At 52.8% G+C, this 16,589-nt stretch carries 14 protein-coding genes and 1 other RNA gene; 4 read left to right on the plus strand and 11 right to left on the minus strand.

From position 1 onward, the window contains the following. Positions 1 to 74: 74 nt before the first annotated feature. From trhA to EH228_RS19855, 9 genes are all read right to left on the minus strand, one after another. The gene (gene trhA, locus EH228_RS19810) at positions 75 to 728 is read right to left on the minus strand and encodes a PAQR family membrane homeostasis protein TrhA (RefSeq protein ID WP_152323330.1); all 654 of its coding nucleotides are present in this window, start codon (positions 726 to 728) and stop codon (positions 75 to 77) included. 887 nt (positions 729 to 1,615) lie between these two features. Next, entirely contained in the window at positions 1,616 to 2,359 is a 744-nt protein-coding gene (locus EH228_RS19820; RefSeq protein WP_152323332.1) for an SDR family oxidoreductase, read from the minus strand. Between the two features lie 76 nt (positions 2,360 to 2,435). Next, positions 2,436 to 5,309 carry an aminomethyl-transferring glycine dehydrogenase gene (gene gcvP / locus EH228_RS19825; RefSeq protein ID WP_152323333.1) on the minus strand — a complete coding sequence of 958 codons (2,874 nt, stop codon included), beginning with the start codon at positions 5,307 to 5,309 and terminating at the stop codon, positions 2,436 to 2,438. Positions 5,310 to 5,332: 23 nt separating this feature from the next. Continuing rightward, positions 5,333 to 5,719, minus strand: a complete 387-nt coding sequence (gene gcvH, locus EH228_RS19830) for a glycine cleavage system protein GcvH (RefSeq protein WP_152323334.1) — start codon at positions 5,717 to 5,719, stop codon at positions 5,333 to 5,335. An 81-nt stretch (positions 5,720 to 5,800) separates the two neighbouring features. Beyond that, positions 5,801 to 6,895 carry a glycine cleavage system aminomethyltransferase GcvT gene (gene gcvT / locus EH228_RS19835; protein WP_152323335.1) on the minus strand — a complete coding sequence of 365 codons (1,095 nt, stop codon included), beginning with the start codon at positions 6,893 to 6,895 and terminating at the stop codon, positions 5,801 to 5,803. 456 nt (positions 6,896 to 7,351) lie between these two features. Continuing rightward, on the minus strand, positions 7,352 to 8,554 hold the full coding sequence (gene ubiI, locus EH228_RS19840) for an FAD-dependent 2-octaprenylphenol hydroxylase (protein ID WP_152323336.1): 1,203 nt from the start codon (positions 8,552 to 8,554) through the stop codon (positions 7,352 to 7,354). A gap of 13 nt (positions 8,555 to 8,567) precedes the next feature. Next, positions 8,568 to 9,746 (minus strand): 2-octaprenyl-6-methoxyphenyl hydroxylase, encoded by a 1,179-nt coding sequence (gene ubiH / locus EH228_RS19845; RefSeq protein ID WP_152323337.1) that lies wholly within the window; start codon positions 9,744 to 9,746, stop codon positions 8,568 to 8,570. After that, positions 9,743 to 11,059, minus strand: a complete 1,317-nt coding sequence (gene pepP / locus EH228_RS19850; RefSeq protein ID WP_152323338.1) for a Xaa-Pro aminopeptidase — start codon at positions 11,057 to 11,059, stop codon at positions 9,743 to 9,745. Before pepP ends, ubiH begins: the two co-directional genes overlap by 4 nt. Before the next feature lie 41 nt (positions 11,060 to 11,100). After that, on the minus strand, positions 11,101 to 11,682 hold the full coding sequence (locus tag EH228_RS19855; protein WP_152323339.1) for a YecA/YgfB family protein: 582 nt from the start codon (positions 11,680 to 11,682) through the stop codon (positions 11,101 to 11,103). A gap of 169 nt (positions 11,683 to 11,851) precedes the next feature. On the opposite strand from EH228_RS19855, the gene zapA reads away from it, so the two are divergent. The 3 genes from zapA (at position 11,852) to EH228_RS19870 (ending at position 13,117) form a co-directional block, all read left to right on the plus strand. Then, positions 11,852 to 12,181, plus strand: coding sequence for a cell division protein ZapA (zapA, locus tag EH228_RS19860; RefSeq protein ID WP_152323340.1), 330 nt, complete (start codon positions 11,852 to 11,854; stop codon positions 12,179 to 12,181). 41 nt (positions 12,182 to 12,222) lie between these two features. Continuing rightward, a non-coding RNA gene (ssrS, locus tag EH228_RS19865) (6S RNA) lies at positions 12,223 to 12,406 on the plus strand. A gap of 123 nt (positions 12,407 to 12,529) precedes the next feature. After that, on the plus strand, positions 12,530 to 13,117 hold the full coding sequence (locus EH228_RS19870) for a 5-formyltetrahydrofolate cyclo-ligase (RefSeq protein WP_152323341.1): 588 nt from the start codon (positions 12,530 to 12,532) through the stop codon (positions 13,115 to 13,117). 167 nt (positions 13,118 to 13,284) lie between these two features. On the opposite strand, the gene serA is transcribed toward EH228_RS19870, so the two are convergent. Then, the gene (gene serA / locus EH228_RS19875) at positions 13,285 to 14,520 is read right to left on the minus strand and encodes a phosphoglycerate dehydrogenase (RefSeq protein WP_152323342.1); all 1,236 of its coding nucleotides are present in this window, start codon (positions 14,518 to 14,520) and stop codon (positions 13,285 to 13,287) included. A gap of 282 nt (positions 14,521 to 14,802) precedes the next feature. Beyond that, entirely contained in the window at positions 14,803 to 15,462 is a 660-nt protein-coding gene (rpiA, locus tag EH228_RS19880; protein ID WP_152323343.1) for a ribose-5-phosphate isomerase RpiA, read from the minus strand. A 194-nt stretch (positions 15,463 to 15,656) separates the two neighbouring features. Here rpiA and EH228_RS19885 point away from each other — a divergent pair, with 194 nt between their 5' ends. After that, the gene (locus EH228_RS19885; protein ID WP_152323344.1) at positions 15,657 to 16,553 is read left to right on the plus strand and encodes a LysR family transcriptional regulator ArgP; all 897 of its coding nucleotides are present in this window, start codon (positions 15,657 to 15,659) and stop codon (positions 16,551 to 16,553) included. The last annotated feature ends 36 nt before the right edge of the window (positions 16,554 to 16,589 follow it).

Raw genomic sequence — 16,589 nt, forward strand, 5'->3', positions numbered from 1 at the left:
GGCGAAAGGCCCTCCTCCTTTACAACAAAGCAACAAACGATGTCTGCGCGGGAAAGCCAGGTTTCCGATATTAATCAGGCAACATAAAGATAAATCGCCAGAAAATGGCAGATACTCCCGCCCAGCACAAAGCCATGCCAGATCGCATGGTTATACGGGATCCGTTTCGCGACATAAAAAATGACGCCCAGTGAGTAAATCACCCCTCCGGCCGCCAGCAACCAGACACCGCCGGGCGACAGTTTCATTGCCAGTTGATAAATCACGATCAGCGATAGCCAGCCCATCAGCAGATAGGTAATCACTGACAGCGCCTCGAAGCGATGTACAAACGCCAGTTTGAACAGCACGCCCAACAGCGCCAGACTCCAGATAATCACCATCAAACCATGCGCTAACGGCGACTTCAGACCGACCAACAGAAAAGGAGTATAGGTACCTGCTATCAAAATATAGATCGCGCAGTGATCCAACTTTTTCAGCCAGGATTTCGCCTGCGGATGCGGGATAGCATGATAAAGGGTAGAAGCCAGAAACAGCAGGATCATACTGCCGCCATACAGACTGTAACTGGTGATTGTCATGACGTCAGCCTTGCTATCAAACGCCTGGGTAAGCAGTAATACCAGACCGACGATGCCGAAAATAAAACCGATACCGTGACTGATACTATTGGCCACTTCCTCAGCCAGAGAATAACCTTGCGCTAATAACGTTTTTTCAGCCATATACACTTACTCTCCAGACTTTAAAACAGGCTGCTGACCACGCCAATTACGTCAGTCAACGCTCAGTACTCACCGATGTTATGGCAGGCACGCCCGAAAATTGAGCAGTGACTCATAGCGTAACTGAGAATAATTTCAGAGTACAAGTGTAAGCAATGACAAAATGTGAATATATGTAAAGTTAAGCGACAGAACCCTGAGAACTATCAACGCCAATCAACACCTTTTAAACAAATTAATATAAATATGGCCGTCATGTTTCAAGCTGAACATAACATCAGCATTTCCAGGCAAGAACTGGCGAATTTCTCACTGGCGACCTTCCTTATACCCCAAACAGTGAGGGTCTACCTTTATATTTAAATAAGATATCCCACCAGATTATTCAGTTAACAATAAACAGGATGGTATTAATTTTCACGTCAATTAAAGATAAAACACCAACCAGAAAAATAATCCATTTAATTATAAAATCAAATAAATCTCCAGCGCGAACTGATAATATTTCCATATAATTCCTGCCGTTACCAATAATATCACCTTGCCTGCGTGATAAATTTTCATCTACTATGACTAAATCTTCTAAGGGTCAGTAAATCCAACAATAGAAATATTTTATCTTTCAATAAAAAAAGGTAATATTATGAGGCAGTTAAACCAAAATGAGTTAAAGAAAGTATCCGGCGGAAGTTCATCGCTCTCATCCAAACTTAATAATAGCAAAGTTAAGGATATTATTAATCGTTTTATTGCGATGCTGGAAGTAAGCTAATAGCTATCGATCAGTACCGCCTTCTAATATTAGAAGGCGGCTTAAAGGTGTCCTCCTGAAAGGAGGACACCTTTAAGCGTTGGTGAGGCATTCATCATTCACTTCTTTCGTGCGATTAACGTCCTCCCGATGCATCAATAAAAGTGCCTGTAACATAAGAAGCCGCTTCGCTAATCAGCCAACTAATTGCCTGAGCTATCTCTTCTGGCTGACCGCCCCGTTGCATCGGAAGCGCCGGAGCAACGCGATCCACCCTCCCCGGTTCCCCTCCATCGGCATGCATTTCGGTGTAGACCGCGCCGGGACGTACGCTATTAACCCGGATACCTTGTGCCGCGACTTCCAGCGACAATCCTCTGGTCAGGGTATCCATCGCGCCTTTTGAGGCCGCATAGTCCACATATTCTGTCGGTGAGCCTGTGCGGGCAGCTGCCGAGGAAACATTAACAATCGCTCCCCCTTGCCCGCCATGATGATATCCCATTCTTTTGACCGCCTCGCGACAGCAGAGGAAAGTCCCGAGCACATTGGTGGCAAACACGCGAGTTATCCGATCGGCGGTCAATTGCTCAACCGTTGTCTGCTGAAACAGGATACCAGCGTTGTTGACCAGGGCACTCAACGTACCCGACAGTCCATTTATCTGTCGGAACATTGCCATCACCTGTTCTTCTTCGGCTATATCGGCCTGTATAGCGACGCCATGGCCGCCCTGCTGGAGGATCTGCGCCACTACTTCTTCAGCCGCCGCGCTATTCTGGCGATAATTGACGACCACACAGTATCCCTGCCGGGCCAACAGTAAGCTGGTAGCCCGACCGATCCCCCGGCTACCGCCTGTCACCAATGCGATTTTCATCTGCCGACTCCTGAAATAAAAAATAAGTAAAAAGGGCATGTCATCTGCCCTTTTTACTGTGGTTAAACCAGTCGAACTAGTGGTATTCGCTTATTGGTACGCAGGAACAAAACAGGTTACGGTCGCCGTAAACATCATCAAGGCGCTTCACAGTCGGCCAGTATTTGTTGTCGCTACCCATCGGGAAGACCGCCTGCTCGCGCGTATACGGATGCGACCACTCGCCAACTATTTCCATCTGCGTATGCGGCGCATTAACCAACGGGTTGTCTTCCGCAGGCCATTCACCGGCTACCACGCGATCAATTTCCTTGCGAATAGCCAACATCGCATCAATAAAGCGGTCCAGCTCAATTTTACTTTCCGATTCGGTTGGTTCCACCATCAGGGTACCGCTCACCGGGAACGACATCGTCGGTGCATGAAAACCGTAGTCGATCAGGCGCTTGGCAATATCCAGTTCGCTGATGCCGCTTTGCTCTTTCAGCGGACGGATATCCAGAATACATTCGTGCGCCACGCGGCCATCGCGCCCCGTGTAGAGGACAGGCCAGGCTGACTGTAAACGGGTCGCAATGTAGTTGGCATTCAGAATAGCGACAGAACTGGCCTGCTTCAGACCTTCCGCCCCCATCATACGAATGTACATCCAGCTGATCGGCAGAATAGACGCGCTGCCAAACGGTGCGGCGGCAACCGCCCCTTGCTGCGTCAGCACGCCATCGACCTGTACCACGCTGTGACCGGGAACAAACGGCGCCAGGTGTGCTTTCACGCCGATGGGCCCCATCCCCGGGCCGCCGCCGCCATGCGGGATACAGAAGGTTTTATGCAGGTTGAGATGCGACACATCCGCACCAATATAGCCGGGCGTGGTGATCCCCACCTGGGCATTCATATTCGCACCATCCAGATACACCTGGCCGCCGTACTGATGGACGACCTGACAGACTTCGCGGATGGTCTCTTCATACACACCATGAGTAGAAGGATAGGTCACCATGATGCAGGAAAGCGCGTCGCCAGCCTGCTCCGCCTTCAGCCGCAGGTCGTGCAAATCAATGTTGCCCTGTTTATCACACGCCACCACCACCACTGACATACCGGCCATCTGCGCGGAAGCCGGGTTGGTACCGTGAGCGGAACTGGGGATCAAACAAATATGACGCCCACCTTCATGACGGCTTTGATGGTAACGGCGGATGGCCAACAGTCCGGCGTATTCGCCCTGCGCCCCTGAGTTAGGCTGCATGCACAAGGCATCGTAACCGGTCAGTTGCACCAGCCACTGGGAAAGCTGCGCAATCAGTTGCAGATACCCCGTCGCCTGCCCGACCGGGCAAAAAGGATGTAGCTCAGCGAACTCTGGCCAGGTTATCGGGATCATCTCAGCGGCGGCATTCAGTTTCATGGTGCACGATCCCAGCGGGATCATCGCCTGATTCAGCGCCAGATCTTTGCGCTCCAGACTGTGCAGATAGCGCATCATCTCGGTTTCGCTGTGATAACGGTTGAATACCGGATGGCTCAGGATCGCGTCCTGACGCAACAGCGCGGCAGGCAATGACTGACTGTCGGCCGCCACTACCGCATCCAGTTGGTCGATATCCAGACCATGTGTTTCCCCCAACAGAATGGAGAACAGCACGGCGACATCTTCGCGTTGCGTGGTTTCATCCAGCGTAATGCCGACAGCATGATGAAGATCCATCCGCAGGTTGACCCCAACGCTCAGCGCCCGCTCCAGCACTGCGGCTTTATCCGCTACTTCCACAGTCAGGGTATCGAACCAGTGCTGATGGCGCAGTGTCAGACCACCTTGCTGCAACCCTGCGGCCAGGATATCGGTCAGACGATGAATGCGCGAAGCAATACGCTTCAGTCCTGCCGGACCGTGGAAGACGGCATACAGGCTGGCGATATTGGCCAGCAGTACCTGGGAAGTACAGATGTTGGAGTTGGCTTTCTCACGGCGGATATGCTGCTCACGCGTCTGCATCGCCATACGGAGCGCGGTATTACCCGCCGCATCACGGGAAACACCGATGATACGGCCAGGCATCGATCGTTTGTGCTCGTCGCGGGTCGCAAAGAAGGCGGCGTGAGGTCCTCCGTAACCCATTGGCACCCCGAAACGTTGGGCGGAACCGAACACGATATCCGCCCCCTGCCGGCCCGGTGCCGGCAACATCACCAGCGACATAAAGTCAGCCGCCACCGCAACGATGACCTTGCGTGCTTTCAACTCAGCAATCAGGCGGGTGTAATCATGGACTTCACCGGTCGTGCCGACCTGCTGTAACAGCACACCAAACACCTCCTGATTATCCAACACGCTCTCGGCCTTACCAATCAGTAACTCAAAACCAAAGGTCTCAGCACGCGTACGAACCACGTCCAACGTCTGCGGATGAATATCATCAGCAACAAAAAAACGATGCGCATTTTTCAGCTTGCTCACGCGCTTCGCCATCGCCATCGCTTCGGCAGCAGCAGTGGCTTCGTCCAATAACGAGGCAGAAGCGATATCCAGACCGGTCAAATCCAGCGTCACCTGCTGGAAATTGAGCAACGCCTCAAGACGCCCCTGCGACACTTCCGGCTGATATGGGGTATAAGCCGTGTACCACCCAGGATTTTCCAGCACGTTGCGCAGAATAACCGGTGGCGTCAGCACTGGCGTGTACCCCATGCCAATGTAAGATTTGTAACGCAGATTCTGGCTGGCTATCGCTTTCAGCTCCGCCAGCGCCTGATGTTCAGTCAGGCCATCACCAATCGCTGGTGGGCCTGACAGTTGAATGTCTGCTGGCACAATAGCGGCGATCAGCGCGTTGAGGGAACGGGCGCCGATCGCGTTTAACATCGCATCCTGCTGTTCCGGCGAGGGGCCGATATGGCGTTCGATAAACGCGCCGGTGTGTTCAAGCTGGCTGAGTGTCTGCGTCATGAGCAACAAATCCTGATTACGGGTTATTCTGCAATACTGGTTTTATAAGCGTCGGCATCCAACAATGAATCCACTTCAGATTCATCACTGGCTTTCATCCGGAACAACCAACCTTCGGCATACGGCGCGCTGTTGACCAACTCCGGCTCACTGTCCAGTGCATCATTCACCGCAATCACTTCACCGCTAAGCGGAGCATAAATATCAGAAGCCGCCTTCACTGATTCAGCAACGGCGCAATCTTCCCCCTGGCTGTAGGTGTTGCCCACCTCAGGCAAGTCAACAAACACCATATCGCCCAGCAGTTCCTGGGCATGTTCGGTAATGCCTACAGTCCAGGTGCCATCGTCTTCTTTACGCACCCACTCGTGGCTGTCACGATATTTCAATTCATTTGGCACATGACTCATCGCCCGCTCTCCTGAAAGTTATTATTGGCTGGCTCCCCTTCGCTGGCCGTCAGTGACAACCAATGCTGGATGGAAAGCTGATTATGCGACCGGTTTACCGGCGCGAACAAAAATCGGTTTAGTGACACTGACCGGCACTTCACGGTTACGGATCTGCACCATAGCCTGCTTGCCAATTCCTGCAGGGACACGGGCTAACGCGATACTGCACCCCAACGTCGGAGAAAAAGAGCCGCTGGTGATCACGCCTTCTTTTGGCTTGCCCTGTGCATCGGTAAAATATACCGGCAGATTATTACGTAGCACGCCCTTTTCGGTCATGATCAGGCCGACCAGTTGTCCGGTGTCTTTTTCACGCAGAGCCTCTAATGCTTCGCGACCGATAAAATCACGCTCATCTGGCTGCCATGCCACAGTCCAGCCCATATTGGCAGCCAGCGGAGAAACACTTTCATCCATTTCCTGCCCGTATAAATTCATGCCGGCTTCCAGACGCAGAGTATCACGCGCGCCCAGACCGGCGGGCTTCACTCCCGTCGCAAGCAGCTTCTGCCAGAAATCCGCCGCCTGCTCATTCGCCAGCGCAATTTCATAACCGGCTTCACCCGTGTAGCCGGTGGTAGCGATAAACAAATCGCCAGCCTGCACCCCAAAAAAAGGCTTCATTCCCGCCACAATCTGACGTTGTGCATCATCAAGCAGACTCTGTACTTTAGCCTGTGCATTCGGCCCCTGTACGGCCATCAGCGACAAATCGTCACGTTCTGTCAGTTGTACGCCATACGGTTCAGCATGCTGTGTTATCCACGCCAGATCTTTTTCGCGGGTCGCTGAGTTGACCACCAGGCGGAAAAAGTCATCGGCCATAAAATAGACAATCAGATCGTCAATGACGCCCGCCGAAACGTTCAGCATCCCGCTATACAGTGCTTTGCCCGGTTGCGTTAATTTAGCGACATCATTCGCCAGGAGGTAGCGCAGGAAGTCGCGGGTGTGGACTCCTCGCAGATCGATAATGGTCATATGCGACACATCAAACATACCAGCATCGGTACGCACTGCGTGGTGTTCATCCAACTGAGAACCATAGTGAAGCGGCATCATCCAGCCATGAAAATCCACCATGCGCGCAGCTGAAGCCAGATGTTGTTCGAACAAAGGAGTCTGCTGGGTCATATCATTCCTGTATTTTGCTGGTTGTCAGACGCCTGCACGGGTCGCACTGGACGGGCGCAAACGATACCCTGGCTCTGAACTTACCACCGAACGGTGCCATTAACCATAAGTTAAATGGGGCCGAATCGTTATGGTGCATGACATCATCACCCAACAGAAAACAGAATTTATCACCAAAATAAAACCAAAATAACAATATAAACAGCCAATTTTTAATGAATATTCAGTTTTTAACTAGATAATATGACTCATAAAAATCAAATCTAACCAGGAGAAACTAAATAATAAATGAGAAAATCTAATGCGAATCAGCAAGTGACATTAGAATTTTTCAAACGATGAACCAAAACGGGGCAACGTGTTGACAAGGGAAATGTTGATGAAGGGAATAATGGTGAGAATGAAAGACGGACTAAACAGTAAGGGCGGCATTGCACCGCCCTGGCGGAAAAGAAGTTAACGCAGCCACTGCGGCAAATCATTCAGCCCCATGGCTTGCCTGAGCAATCGCGGTTTCACACCGGGCAAGTTGTCAGCCAGACGCAGCCCCATATCCCGCAAGAGTTTTTTAGCCGGATGATTGCCATTGAACAACTCACGGAAACCCTGCATGCCTGCCAACATCAGCGCCGCGCTATGCTTGCGACTGCGCTCATAACGGCGCAGATACAGATGCTGGCCGATATCCTTTCCTTGTTGATGCAGACGTTTAACTTCACCAATCAACTCTGCCGCATCCATAAAACCGAGATTCACTCCCTGCCCTGCCAACGGATGGATGGTGTGCGCCGCATCGCCAACCAATGCCAAACGATGGGCAGCAAAGTGACGTGCATAGCGTCCCATCAGCGGGAAGGTTTTACGCTCACTCTCCACACTGCACAGCCCCAAACGCAGATCAAAAGCCACCGACAACTGCTGGTTGAACACCGCTTCCGGCATTGATTGCAGACGGTTGGCCTCCTGCGGAGGCAGGGACCAGACGATTGAACTCAGATGCGGATCGCTCAGCGGCAGGAAAGCCAGGATGCCGTCACCGTGGAATACCTGACGCGCGACAGCATCGTGTGGCTGCGCGGTACGGATCGTCGCCACCAGCGCATGATGCTCATAATCCCAGAACGCCAGCGGAATATCCGCTTTATTACGCAACCAGGAATTAGCACCGTCAGCGGCAACCAGCAAGCGGGCACTGATCATGGTCCCGTCATTGAGCGTCACGAATGCTTCATTATCGCCAAAAGCGACCTGCTGCGGTTCCACCGGCGACATCAGCGTAATATCGCTCAGGCGGCCAGCCTGATTCCATAATGCCTGATGGATAACCGCATTTTCGATAATATGCCCAAGATGCGTCACCTCTTGCTGCGCGTCATCAAAGGTAATGTGACCAAAGCTGTCGCGATCCCACACTTCCATACCGTGCCAGGCACTGGCACGGCTGGCAATAATACTGCTCCAGACATCCAAATGTTGCAGCAATCGCTCGCTGGCCGCATTAATTGCGGAGACCCGTAGCGCTGGTGCGGCATCAGCGGCCAGGGCGACCGGGGTTTCACGCTCCAGAACCGCCACTTTCATCCCATTTCCCTGCAGGCCGCAAGCGACAGCAAGACCAACCATGCCTCCCCCGGCAACGATCACATCATACGTTTGCATCACTGCTTTCTCCTTAACGCTCAACCCAGCCTAATGTGCGCTCGGCCAGCAAATTACGCACTAATGGCAGGGAATCCATCGCCATCAGGCCCAGATTACGCCCTACCACCAGCGGTGTGTAGCGGTTAGCAAACACCCTGACCAGACTATCGGTTATGCCAATAGTCGCCGACGCATCCGGCTGTCGCCGTTGCTGATACTGCTGCAAAACGGCATAGCTTCCCATATCCTGCCCACTTCTGAAGGCGCCAGCAACGGTTTCCGCCAGCGACATCACATCGCGGATCCCCAGATTAAACCCCTGCCCTGCAATGGGATGCAGCGTCTGAGCAGCATTGCCGACCAGTGCCAGGCGGTGAGATACGCGCTGAGACGAAACCTGCAACTGCAACGGATAGCTGTGGCGTTGTCCCACCTGGGTGAAACGCCCCAGCCGCCAACCGAAGGCTTTTTGCAACTCGTCCAGAAAATACGGGTCGCTCCAGCCATCCAACAACGCCTGATCAGCCAGTGGATGGCACCAGACCAGCGAGCTACGTCCGTCGGACATTGGCAACAGCGCCAGAGGGCCATGTTCGGTGAAGCGCTCGAAAGCCCGCCCCTGATGTGGCTGTTGGGTAGAAACATTGGCGATAACCGCGACCTGCTGATAATCCTGCGTCTGCCACTGAATGCCGCAAGACGCGGCAACCGCAGAACGTGAACCATCCGCCGCCACCAGCAACTGCGCGGTAAGCGTTTCGCCACTATCCAGCGTGACACTCACCTGCTGTTGACTACGCGCCACCTGCGACACTTTCGCCGGACAGCACAGACGCACGCCAGGCGCTTTTTTCAGTAAAGCGAACAGGCGCTGCCCGACATCGTGTAGCTCAACAACCTGCCCCAGGGCCGGGATAGCATAATCATCAGCATCCAGAGAAACAAAGTTGGCATGACCACGATCACTGACATGAACATGCGTTATCGCCGTAGCGTACGCCTGTAATGCAGGCCACAAATTAATCCCCGCCAACTGTCGGCAGGTTCCTTCAGCCAGCGCAATCGCCCGACCGTCATAGCCCGGATGCCTCCGACTGACCGGTTCGAAAGCTTCCACCAGGGTAACCGGTACCTTTCCCTGGGTAAGAAACGAGACAGCCAGCGCCAGCGTGGCACCGGCCATGCCGCCCCCTGCAATTACTATGCTCATTGCGTCTTCGCTGCCGCCATCAGTGCTTCAATTTCATCCGCATCTTTCACCACGGTATCCGTCAGGTTTTCGTTACCGTCTTGAGTAATAATGATGTCATCTTCGATACGAATACCGATACCGCGATATTCCGCAGGCACATCCGCATCCGGGGCGATATACAGTCCCGGTTCAACGGTAAGCGCCATGCCAACTTCCAACACACGGTCACGATCGTGACCATAGTGACCGACATCGTGAACATCCAGCCCAAGCCAGTGACTGAGGCCATGCATAAAGAACGGGCGATAAGCCTGCTCAGCAATCAGCGTGTCCACCTCTCCCTGCATCACACCAAGCTCAACCAGTCCGGTCACCATGATACGCACAACTTGCGCAGTCACCTCGCGAATGCTGGTGCCCGGACGATACAGCTCCAGCGCTTTGTACAGAGACGCCAGCACAATGTCGTAAATGGCACGTTGGGGCGCGGTGAATTTGCCGTTCACCGGGAAGGTACGGGTGATATCGCCGGCATACCCTTGTAGCTCGCAACCAGCATCGATCAACACCAACTCGCCATCACGCATCTGATGCTCGTTTTCGGTATAGTGCAGGATACAGCCATTCTCACCCGCCCCAACAATAGTGTTGTATGAGGGGAACCGGGCGCCATGACGGTTGAACTCGTGGTGAATCTCGCCTTCAAGCTGATATTCATACATCCCCGGACGGCACTGTTGCATGGCCCGGGTATGCGCCAGTGCGCTAATCCGTCCGGCTTCCCGCAGGATGGCCTGCTCCTCAGGCGATTTGAACAGCCGCATTTCATGCACCCAGGGCCGCCAGTCGGTCACACTGACAGGCGCAATGAGATTCTGACGTGAACCACGACGCAGTTTTTCCAGCGCGGCAAACAGCAGCGTATCCGCGTAGGCATACCCCCCCTGAGCGTGATAAACCACCGCCAGCCCATTCAGCAACTGCGGCAGTTGTTCACTGATCTCATCAAAAGGCAGAGCGCGGTCAACTGACAGTTTCTCCGGTGCGGCATCCTGCCCCAGGCGACGACCAAACCAGATCTCAGCCGTCAGATCGCGAACCCGATTGAACAGTACACTGTGGTGATGGCTTTCATCACTTTTGATCAATACCAGTACCGCTTCCGGCTCATTAAAGCCGGTGAAGTACCAGAAATCACTGTTCTGACGATAAGGATACTCACTGTCGTTGCTGCGGGTCACTTCGGGCGCGGCAAAAATCACTGCCGCACTGGCTGGCGCCATTTTTGCCAACAATGCCTGGCGACGACGCACAAACTCTTGTTGTGTCATCAGCTTCTCCTGAATGCAGTCCATATTAGAATCCGTCCAGCTTAATGCAGCGTCGGTTTTTTTACTTCCACGACGACATCAGGACTGGAATGGGTAAAGGTGTCATGGCAGAGCAGTGCCGCTACCCGCACGTATTCGATAACCTCTTCCAGCGACTGCTCCAGCTCTTCCTGATCTTCATCCTCATCATAACCGAGCTGAGCAATCGTACGCAGGTCATCAATAGCTTCTCCGGTTTCACCCTTCACTTTGTCCAGTTTAGGCTGTGACACGCCAAGGCCGAGCAAAAAGTGATTCACCCAGCCGGCCAATGCATCGGCGCGCTCGAACACCGTGGCGTCATCGTCTTCCGGCAACCACAGTTGGAACAAAAAGCCTTCATCCTCCAGTGAATCACCGATGCCCTGATGCAGTTGCTGCAATGGCTGGGCCAGTGACTGGGAGAACGCCATCCCTTCGTTAGTCAGATCGTGAACCAGTGCTTGCCAGCTACTGTCTTTATTGCCGCCGCACAGTAATCCGCTGATCAGACCATGCATTTCAGCAGGCGTCATTCCCACTCCCTGCTGCGTCAGTATTGAAGCCAGCGCCTCATAGCCCGGCATGATGTTTGATAGTGACATACGTTTTGGTCGTCGTTGGCTGGTTAAGTTCGTGTTATGCTACCACCAGGTGCCTCAACGATTCCAGAAAGGGGTTGTTTCTTCTCAAGGGGTAGTTATCGATGCGCCATTCCCAGCCCACTGAGTGGTATGGGGGATTGACGGCGCAGTAATCAGTCAGGATGGTTTCATGTCAGCTCAACCCGTAGATATTCAAATTTTTGGCCGTTCTTTAAGAGTAAATTGTCCGCCTGAACAGCTAGATGCGCTGAATATGGCAGCCGAGGACCTCAATCAGCGGTTGCAAGATTTAAAAGTTCGCACTAGAGTCACAAATACTGAGCAACTGGTTTTTATCGCTGCATTGAATATTTGCTATGAGCTGGCGCAGGAGAAAAGTAAAACCCGCGATTATGCCAGCAACATGGAACAACGTATCCGTATGCTGCAACAGACCATTGAACAGGCGTTGCTTGAGCAAGGTCGCATTACGGAACAGGCAGGTCCTCAATTCGAATAACACCTTATCGCTGACTGTGATACAGTAGCGGTGAAGTAAAAATTTCTCTGAGATGTTTGCAAGCGGGCCAGTCCCCTGAGCCGATATTTCATACCAACAGAGTGTGGCGCTCTGTAACCTGTGAGCATACTCGGTTCGTCCGAGAAGCCTGATGGTTGCGACGGCACATTCACCTTGAACCAAGGGTTCAAGGGTTACAGTCTGCGGCGGCATCTCGGAGATTCCTTTCTTAGTTTTACCGGCAACGTGTTGTGGTTTCGGATCATAAATACGCCATTGTCGGCCGGGTAATATTGTCGGCTTCGGCCACCGGATCACTAACCGTGATCTCCTGATACGGTGGAAATGATGTCTCTCAACCTTCCTGAACGCCAGGATATTCGTCTTCGTGTTCGTCAGTTGCGTCGGGCTTTAACACCTGAGCAGCAACAACTGGCCGCGATACAAGTCGCCGAACATGCGCTCAAGTTCTCTCCTGTCCAGCAGGCCCGCAAAATCGCGCTGTTCCTCTCTGTTGATGGTGAACTGAATCCCCATCCCCTGATGGCTAAACTCTGGCAACACGAGCAGGAAGTCTATTTGCCCGTCCTCCATCCCTTCGCGAAGGGACAACTGCTGTTTATCCGCTATGATGCCGCAACGCCGCTGACGCCAAACCGACTTGCCATACCTGAACCTCCGCTGGATATCCGCCATCTGGCAACACTGAACGAGTTGGATGTGTTAATGGTGCCATTGGTGGCGTTTGATTCTCAGGGGCAGCGTCTGGGGATGGGGGGCGGCTTTTATGACCGAACGTTACAGAACTGGCAACAACACGGCGTTCTCCCGATCGGACTGGCCCATGACTGTCAGAGGGTCGAAGCACTGCCAGTAGCTGAGTGGGATATACCGTTACCGGCAATAATCACGCCCTCGAAAATCTGGCAATGGTAAAACGCTGAGCGCCAAACATCGTCCATAACGCAAGAGGCTTTATTCCCAACAGCGGCTCTCCGCACATTGCGGGGTCATACCCGCCAGCTAAAGATAAAAAAGCGACCTGATTACGGTCGCTGATTTTATTCAGGGGCAATTTTCCCTTAACGCTGGCCGTCGTCGGCTTAGAACAACAGACGTGCGCGGATAGTACCAGGAATCGCCTTCATCATCTGTAGCGCGGTATAAGCCACATCCTGCGGCGCATCGATATCAATCACCACATAGCCCATTGATGGACTGGTTTGCAGATACTGTGCAGAGATATTGATGTCCTGTCCGGCAAAGATATGGTTAATGGCGGTCAGCACACCCGGACGGTTCTCGTGGATGTGCAGCAGGCGGCTCTTGTCACCATGCATCGGCAGGGAAACTTCCGGGAAATTAACCGCAGACAACGTGGAACCGTTATCAGAGTATTTCGCCAGCTTATCAGCCACTTCAATACCAATGTTCTCCTGCGCTTCCTGAGTGGAGCCACCAATATGCGGCGTCAGGATCACGTTATCAAACTCACACAATGGCGAATTGAATGGATCACTGTTGCTCGCGGGTTCTTCCGGGAACACATCAATAGCCGCGCCAGCCAGATGGTTATCCGCCAGCACTTTGCACAGCGCCGGGATATCAACCACCGTACCGCGCGAAGCATTGATCAACAACGAACCCGGCTTCATCATCGCCAACTCTTCCGCCCCCATCATATTCTGCGTTGACGGCGTTTCCGGCACGTGCAGGCTGACTACGTCGCTCATATTCAGCAAATCGGACAGATGGCGAACCTGAGTGGCATTTCCCAGCGGCAGCTTGTTCTCAATATCGTAGAAGAACACATGCATGCCCAGGCTCTCCGCCAACACGCCCAACTGCATACCGATATGGCCGTAACCAATGATCCCCAGTTTCTTGCCGCGCGCTTCAAACGAACCCACCGCGACTTTATTCCACACACCACGGTGTGCCTTCGCATTCGCCGCCGGTACGCCGCGTAGCATCAGCAACAGTTCACCGATAACCAGTTCAGCCACGGATCGAGTATTGGAGAAAGGTGCGTTAAATACCGGGATCCCTCGCTTCTCTGCCGCGCTCAGGTCAACCTGATTAGTGCCGATACAAAAACAGCCCACGGCAACCAATTTTTCAGCCGCAGCAAAAATCTCTTCGGTGAGATGGGTACGCGAACGGATGCCAATAAAGTGTGCGTCACGGATCGATTTTTTCAGTGCTTCGCTGTCCAGAGCGCCTTTATGATATTCAATGTTGGTGTAACCAGACGCCCGTAAGTTATCAATTGCTTTCTGGTGCACGCCCTCCACCAACAGGAACTTAATCTTGTCTTTCTCCAGTGATACTTTTGCCATTTCCCGATCCTATTTAGCAGACTTCAGATGTGGCTGATATAAGTCAGCCTTCTGTCAAAATATCAAAATTTACGCCAGCGGCAATACAAACAATGACTAGCAGGATAACACGCGCGGAATGCCACCAGGCACAAATCAACAGATAATCAGGGTACTCAGAACATCGTTAGAAGGATCGCCCTGTCAATTAAGCTTATGTGACATAAGCCACCGAATTTCGCGATTAAACGAAAAGGTGTTTTTTTGCAGAAATTAACCGGCACCAGGACGATACCCGTAAGATCACTTTTCTATGGTTTTCACACCAGAGGCGGTGCCAATCAGTGCGATATCGGCAGCACGCGTTGCAAACAACCCCACGGTCACCACACCCGGCAAGGCATTGATCGCCTTTTCCAGCGCGATGGGCTCCAGAATCACAAGGTTATGAACATCCAGGATAATGTTGCCGTTATCGGTCACCACATGCTGGCGATACTCTGGCAAACCGCCCAACTTCACCAGTTCCCGCGCGACATAACTACGCGCCATCGGGATCACTTCAACCGGTAACGGGAATTTCCCCAGTACGTCAACTTGCTTGGACTCATCGGCAATACAGACAAATTTATCCGCTACTGCCGCAATGATTTTCTCACGGGTCAGCGCGCCGCCGCCGCCCTTGATCATCTGCATCAATCCATTGATTTCATCAGCACCGTCAACATACACCGAGAGTGAGTCCACCTCGTTGAGATCGAAAACCGGGATACCCAGGCTTTTAAGTTTGCGCGTTGAGGCCTCCGAACTGGACACCGCACCGTCGATCTGCTGTTTGATTGAGCCCAGCGCATCAATAAAATGAGCGGCGGTCGATCCCGTTCCCACCCCGACAATGGTGCCTGGTTTAACATATTCCAGCGCGGCCCAGCCAACGGCTTTTTTCAGTTCATCCTGTGTCATGGTATATTCTCAATCCGTGCAGCTACAGTGTAGCGACAGTATAAAACAACCCCAGTATTGCCGGGCAGTATTTTCTGGCAGTTTGCCGGGCAGAACACCAGGCAACAGCGGATAAATGTGAGGTTGCACAGGGCAAACGGACCAAAATATGGCATAGTGCAATTTCCACACCTGAAAGAGAGTTAAACGACCCCATGAAACGCCCGGATTATCGAACGCTTCAGGCGCTGGATGCCGTGATCCGCGAACGCGGTTTTGAACGCGCAGCACAAAAGCTTTGTATTACCCAGTCAGCTGTTTCCCAACGAATCAAACAATTGGAAAACATGTTCGGTCAGCCACTGCTGGTGCGTACTGTTCCGCCTCGTCCGACTGAACAAGGACAAAAACTTCTGGCGTTACTGCATCAGGTCGAACTGCTTGAAGAAGAATGGCTGGGCGATGAAAACGGCGGCACCACCCCATTGTTGTTATCGCTGGCCGTCAACGCCGACAGTCTGGCAACCTGGTTACTGCCCGCGCTGAAAACCGTGCTGACCGACTCGCCGGTACGCCTGAATTTACAAGTGGAAGATGAAAGCCGAACCCAGGAAAGACTGCGTCGGGGTGAAGTCGTGGGGGCCGTCAGTATTCAGCCTCAACCGCTACCAAGCTGTCTGGTAGACCAACTTGGCGCACTGGATTACCTGTTCGTCGGATCAAAGGAATTCGCCACACGCTATTTCCCTAACGGCGTAACCCGTTCAGCATTACTGAAAGCCCCAGCTGTCGCTTTTGACCATCTTGATGATATGCATCAGGCTTTTTTACAACAGAACTTTGATTTGTCGCCAGGCAGCGTCCCCTGCCATATTGTTAACTCGTCAGAAGCCTTCGTGCAACTGGCTCGCCAGGGTACCACCTGCTGTATGATCCCACATCTGCAGATTGAGCGGGAACTGGCTGAGGGAGAACTGATTGACCTGACGCCAGGGCTGTACCAACGCCGTATGCTGTACTGGCACCGCTTCGCGCCGGAAAGTCGTCTGATGCGTAAGGTGACTGACGCGCTGATCGCCCATGGTCACCGCGTACTACGTCAGGGCGAATAGCCATAAAAAGGGGGCTATCTCGCCCCTTTATCCACG

It is taken from the genome of Erwinia endophytica, assembly GCF_009295515.1.
GTDB classification, from domain to species: Bacteria; Pseudomonadota; Gammaproteobacteria; order Enterobacterales; family Enterobacteriaceae; genus Erwinia; species Erwinia endophytica.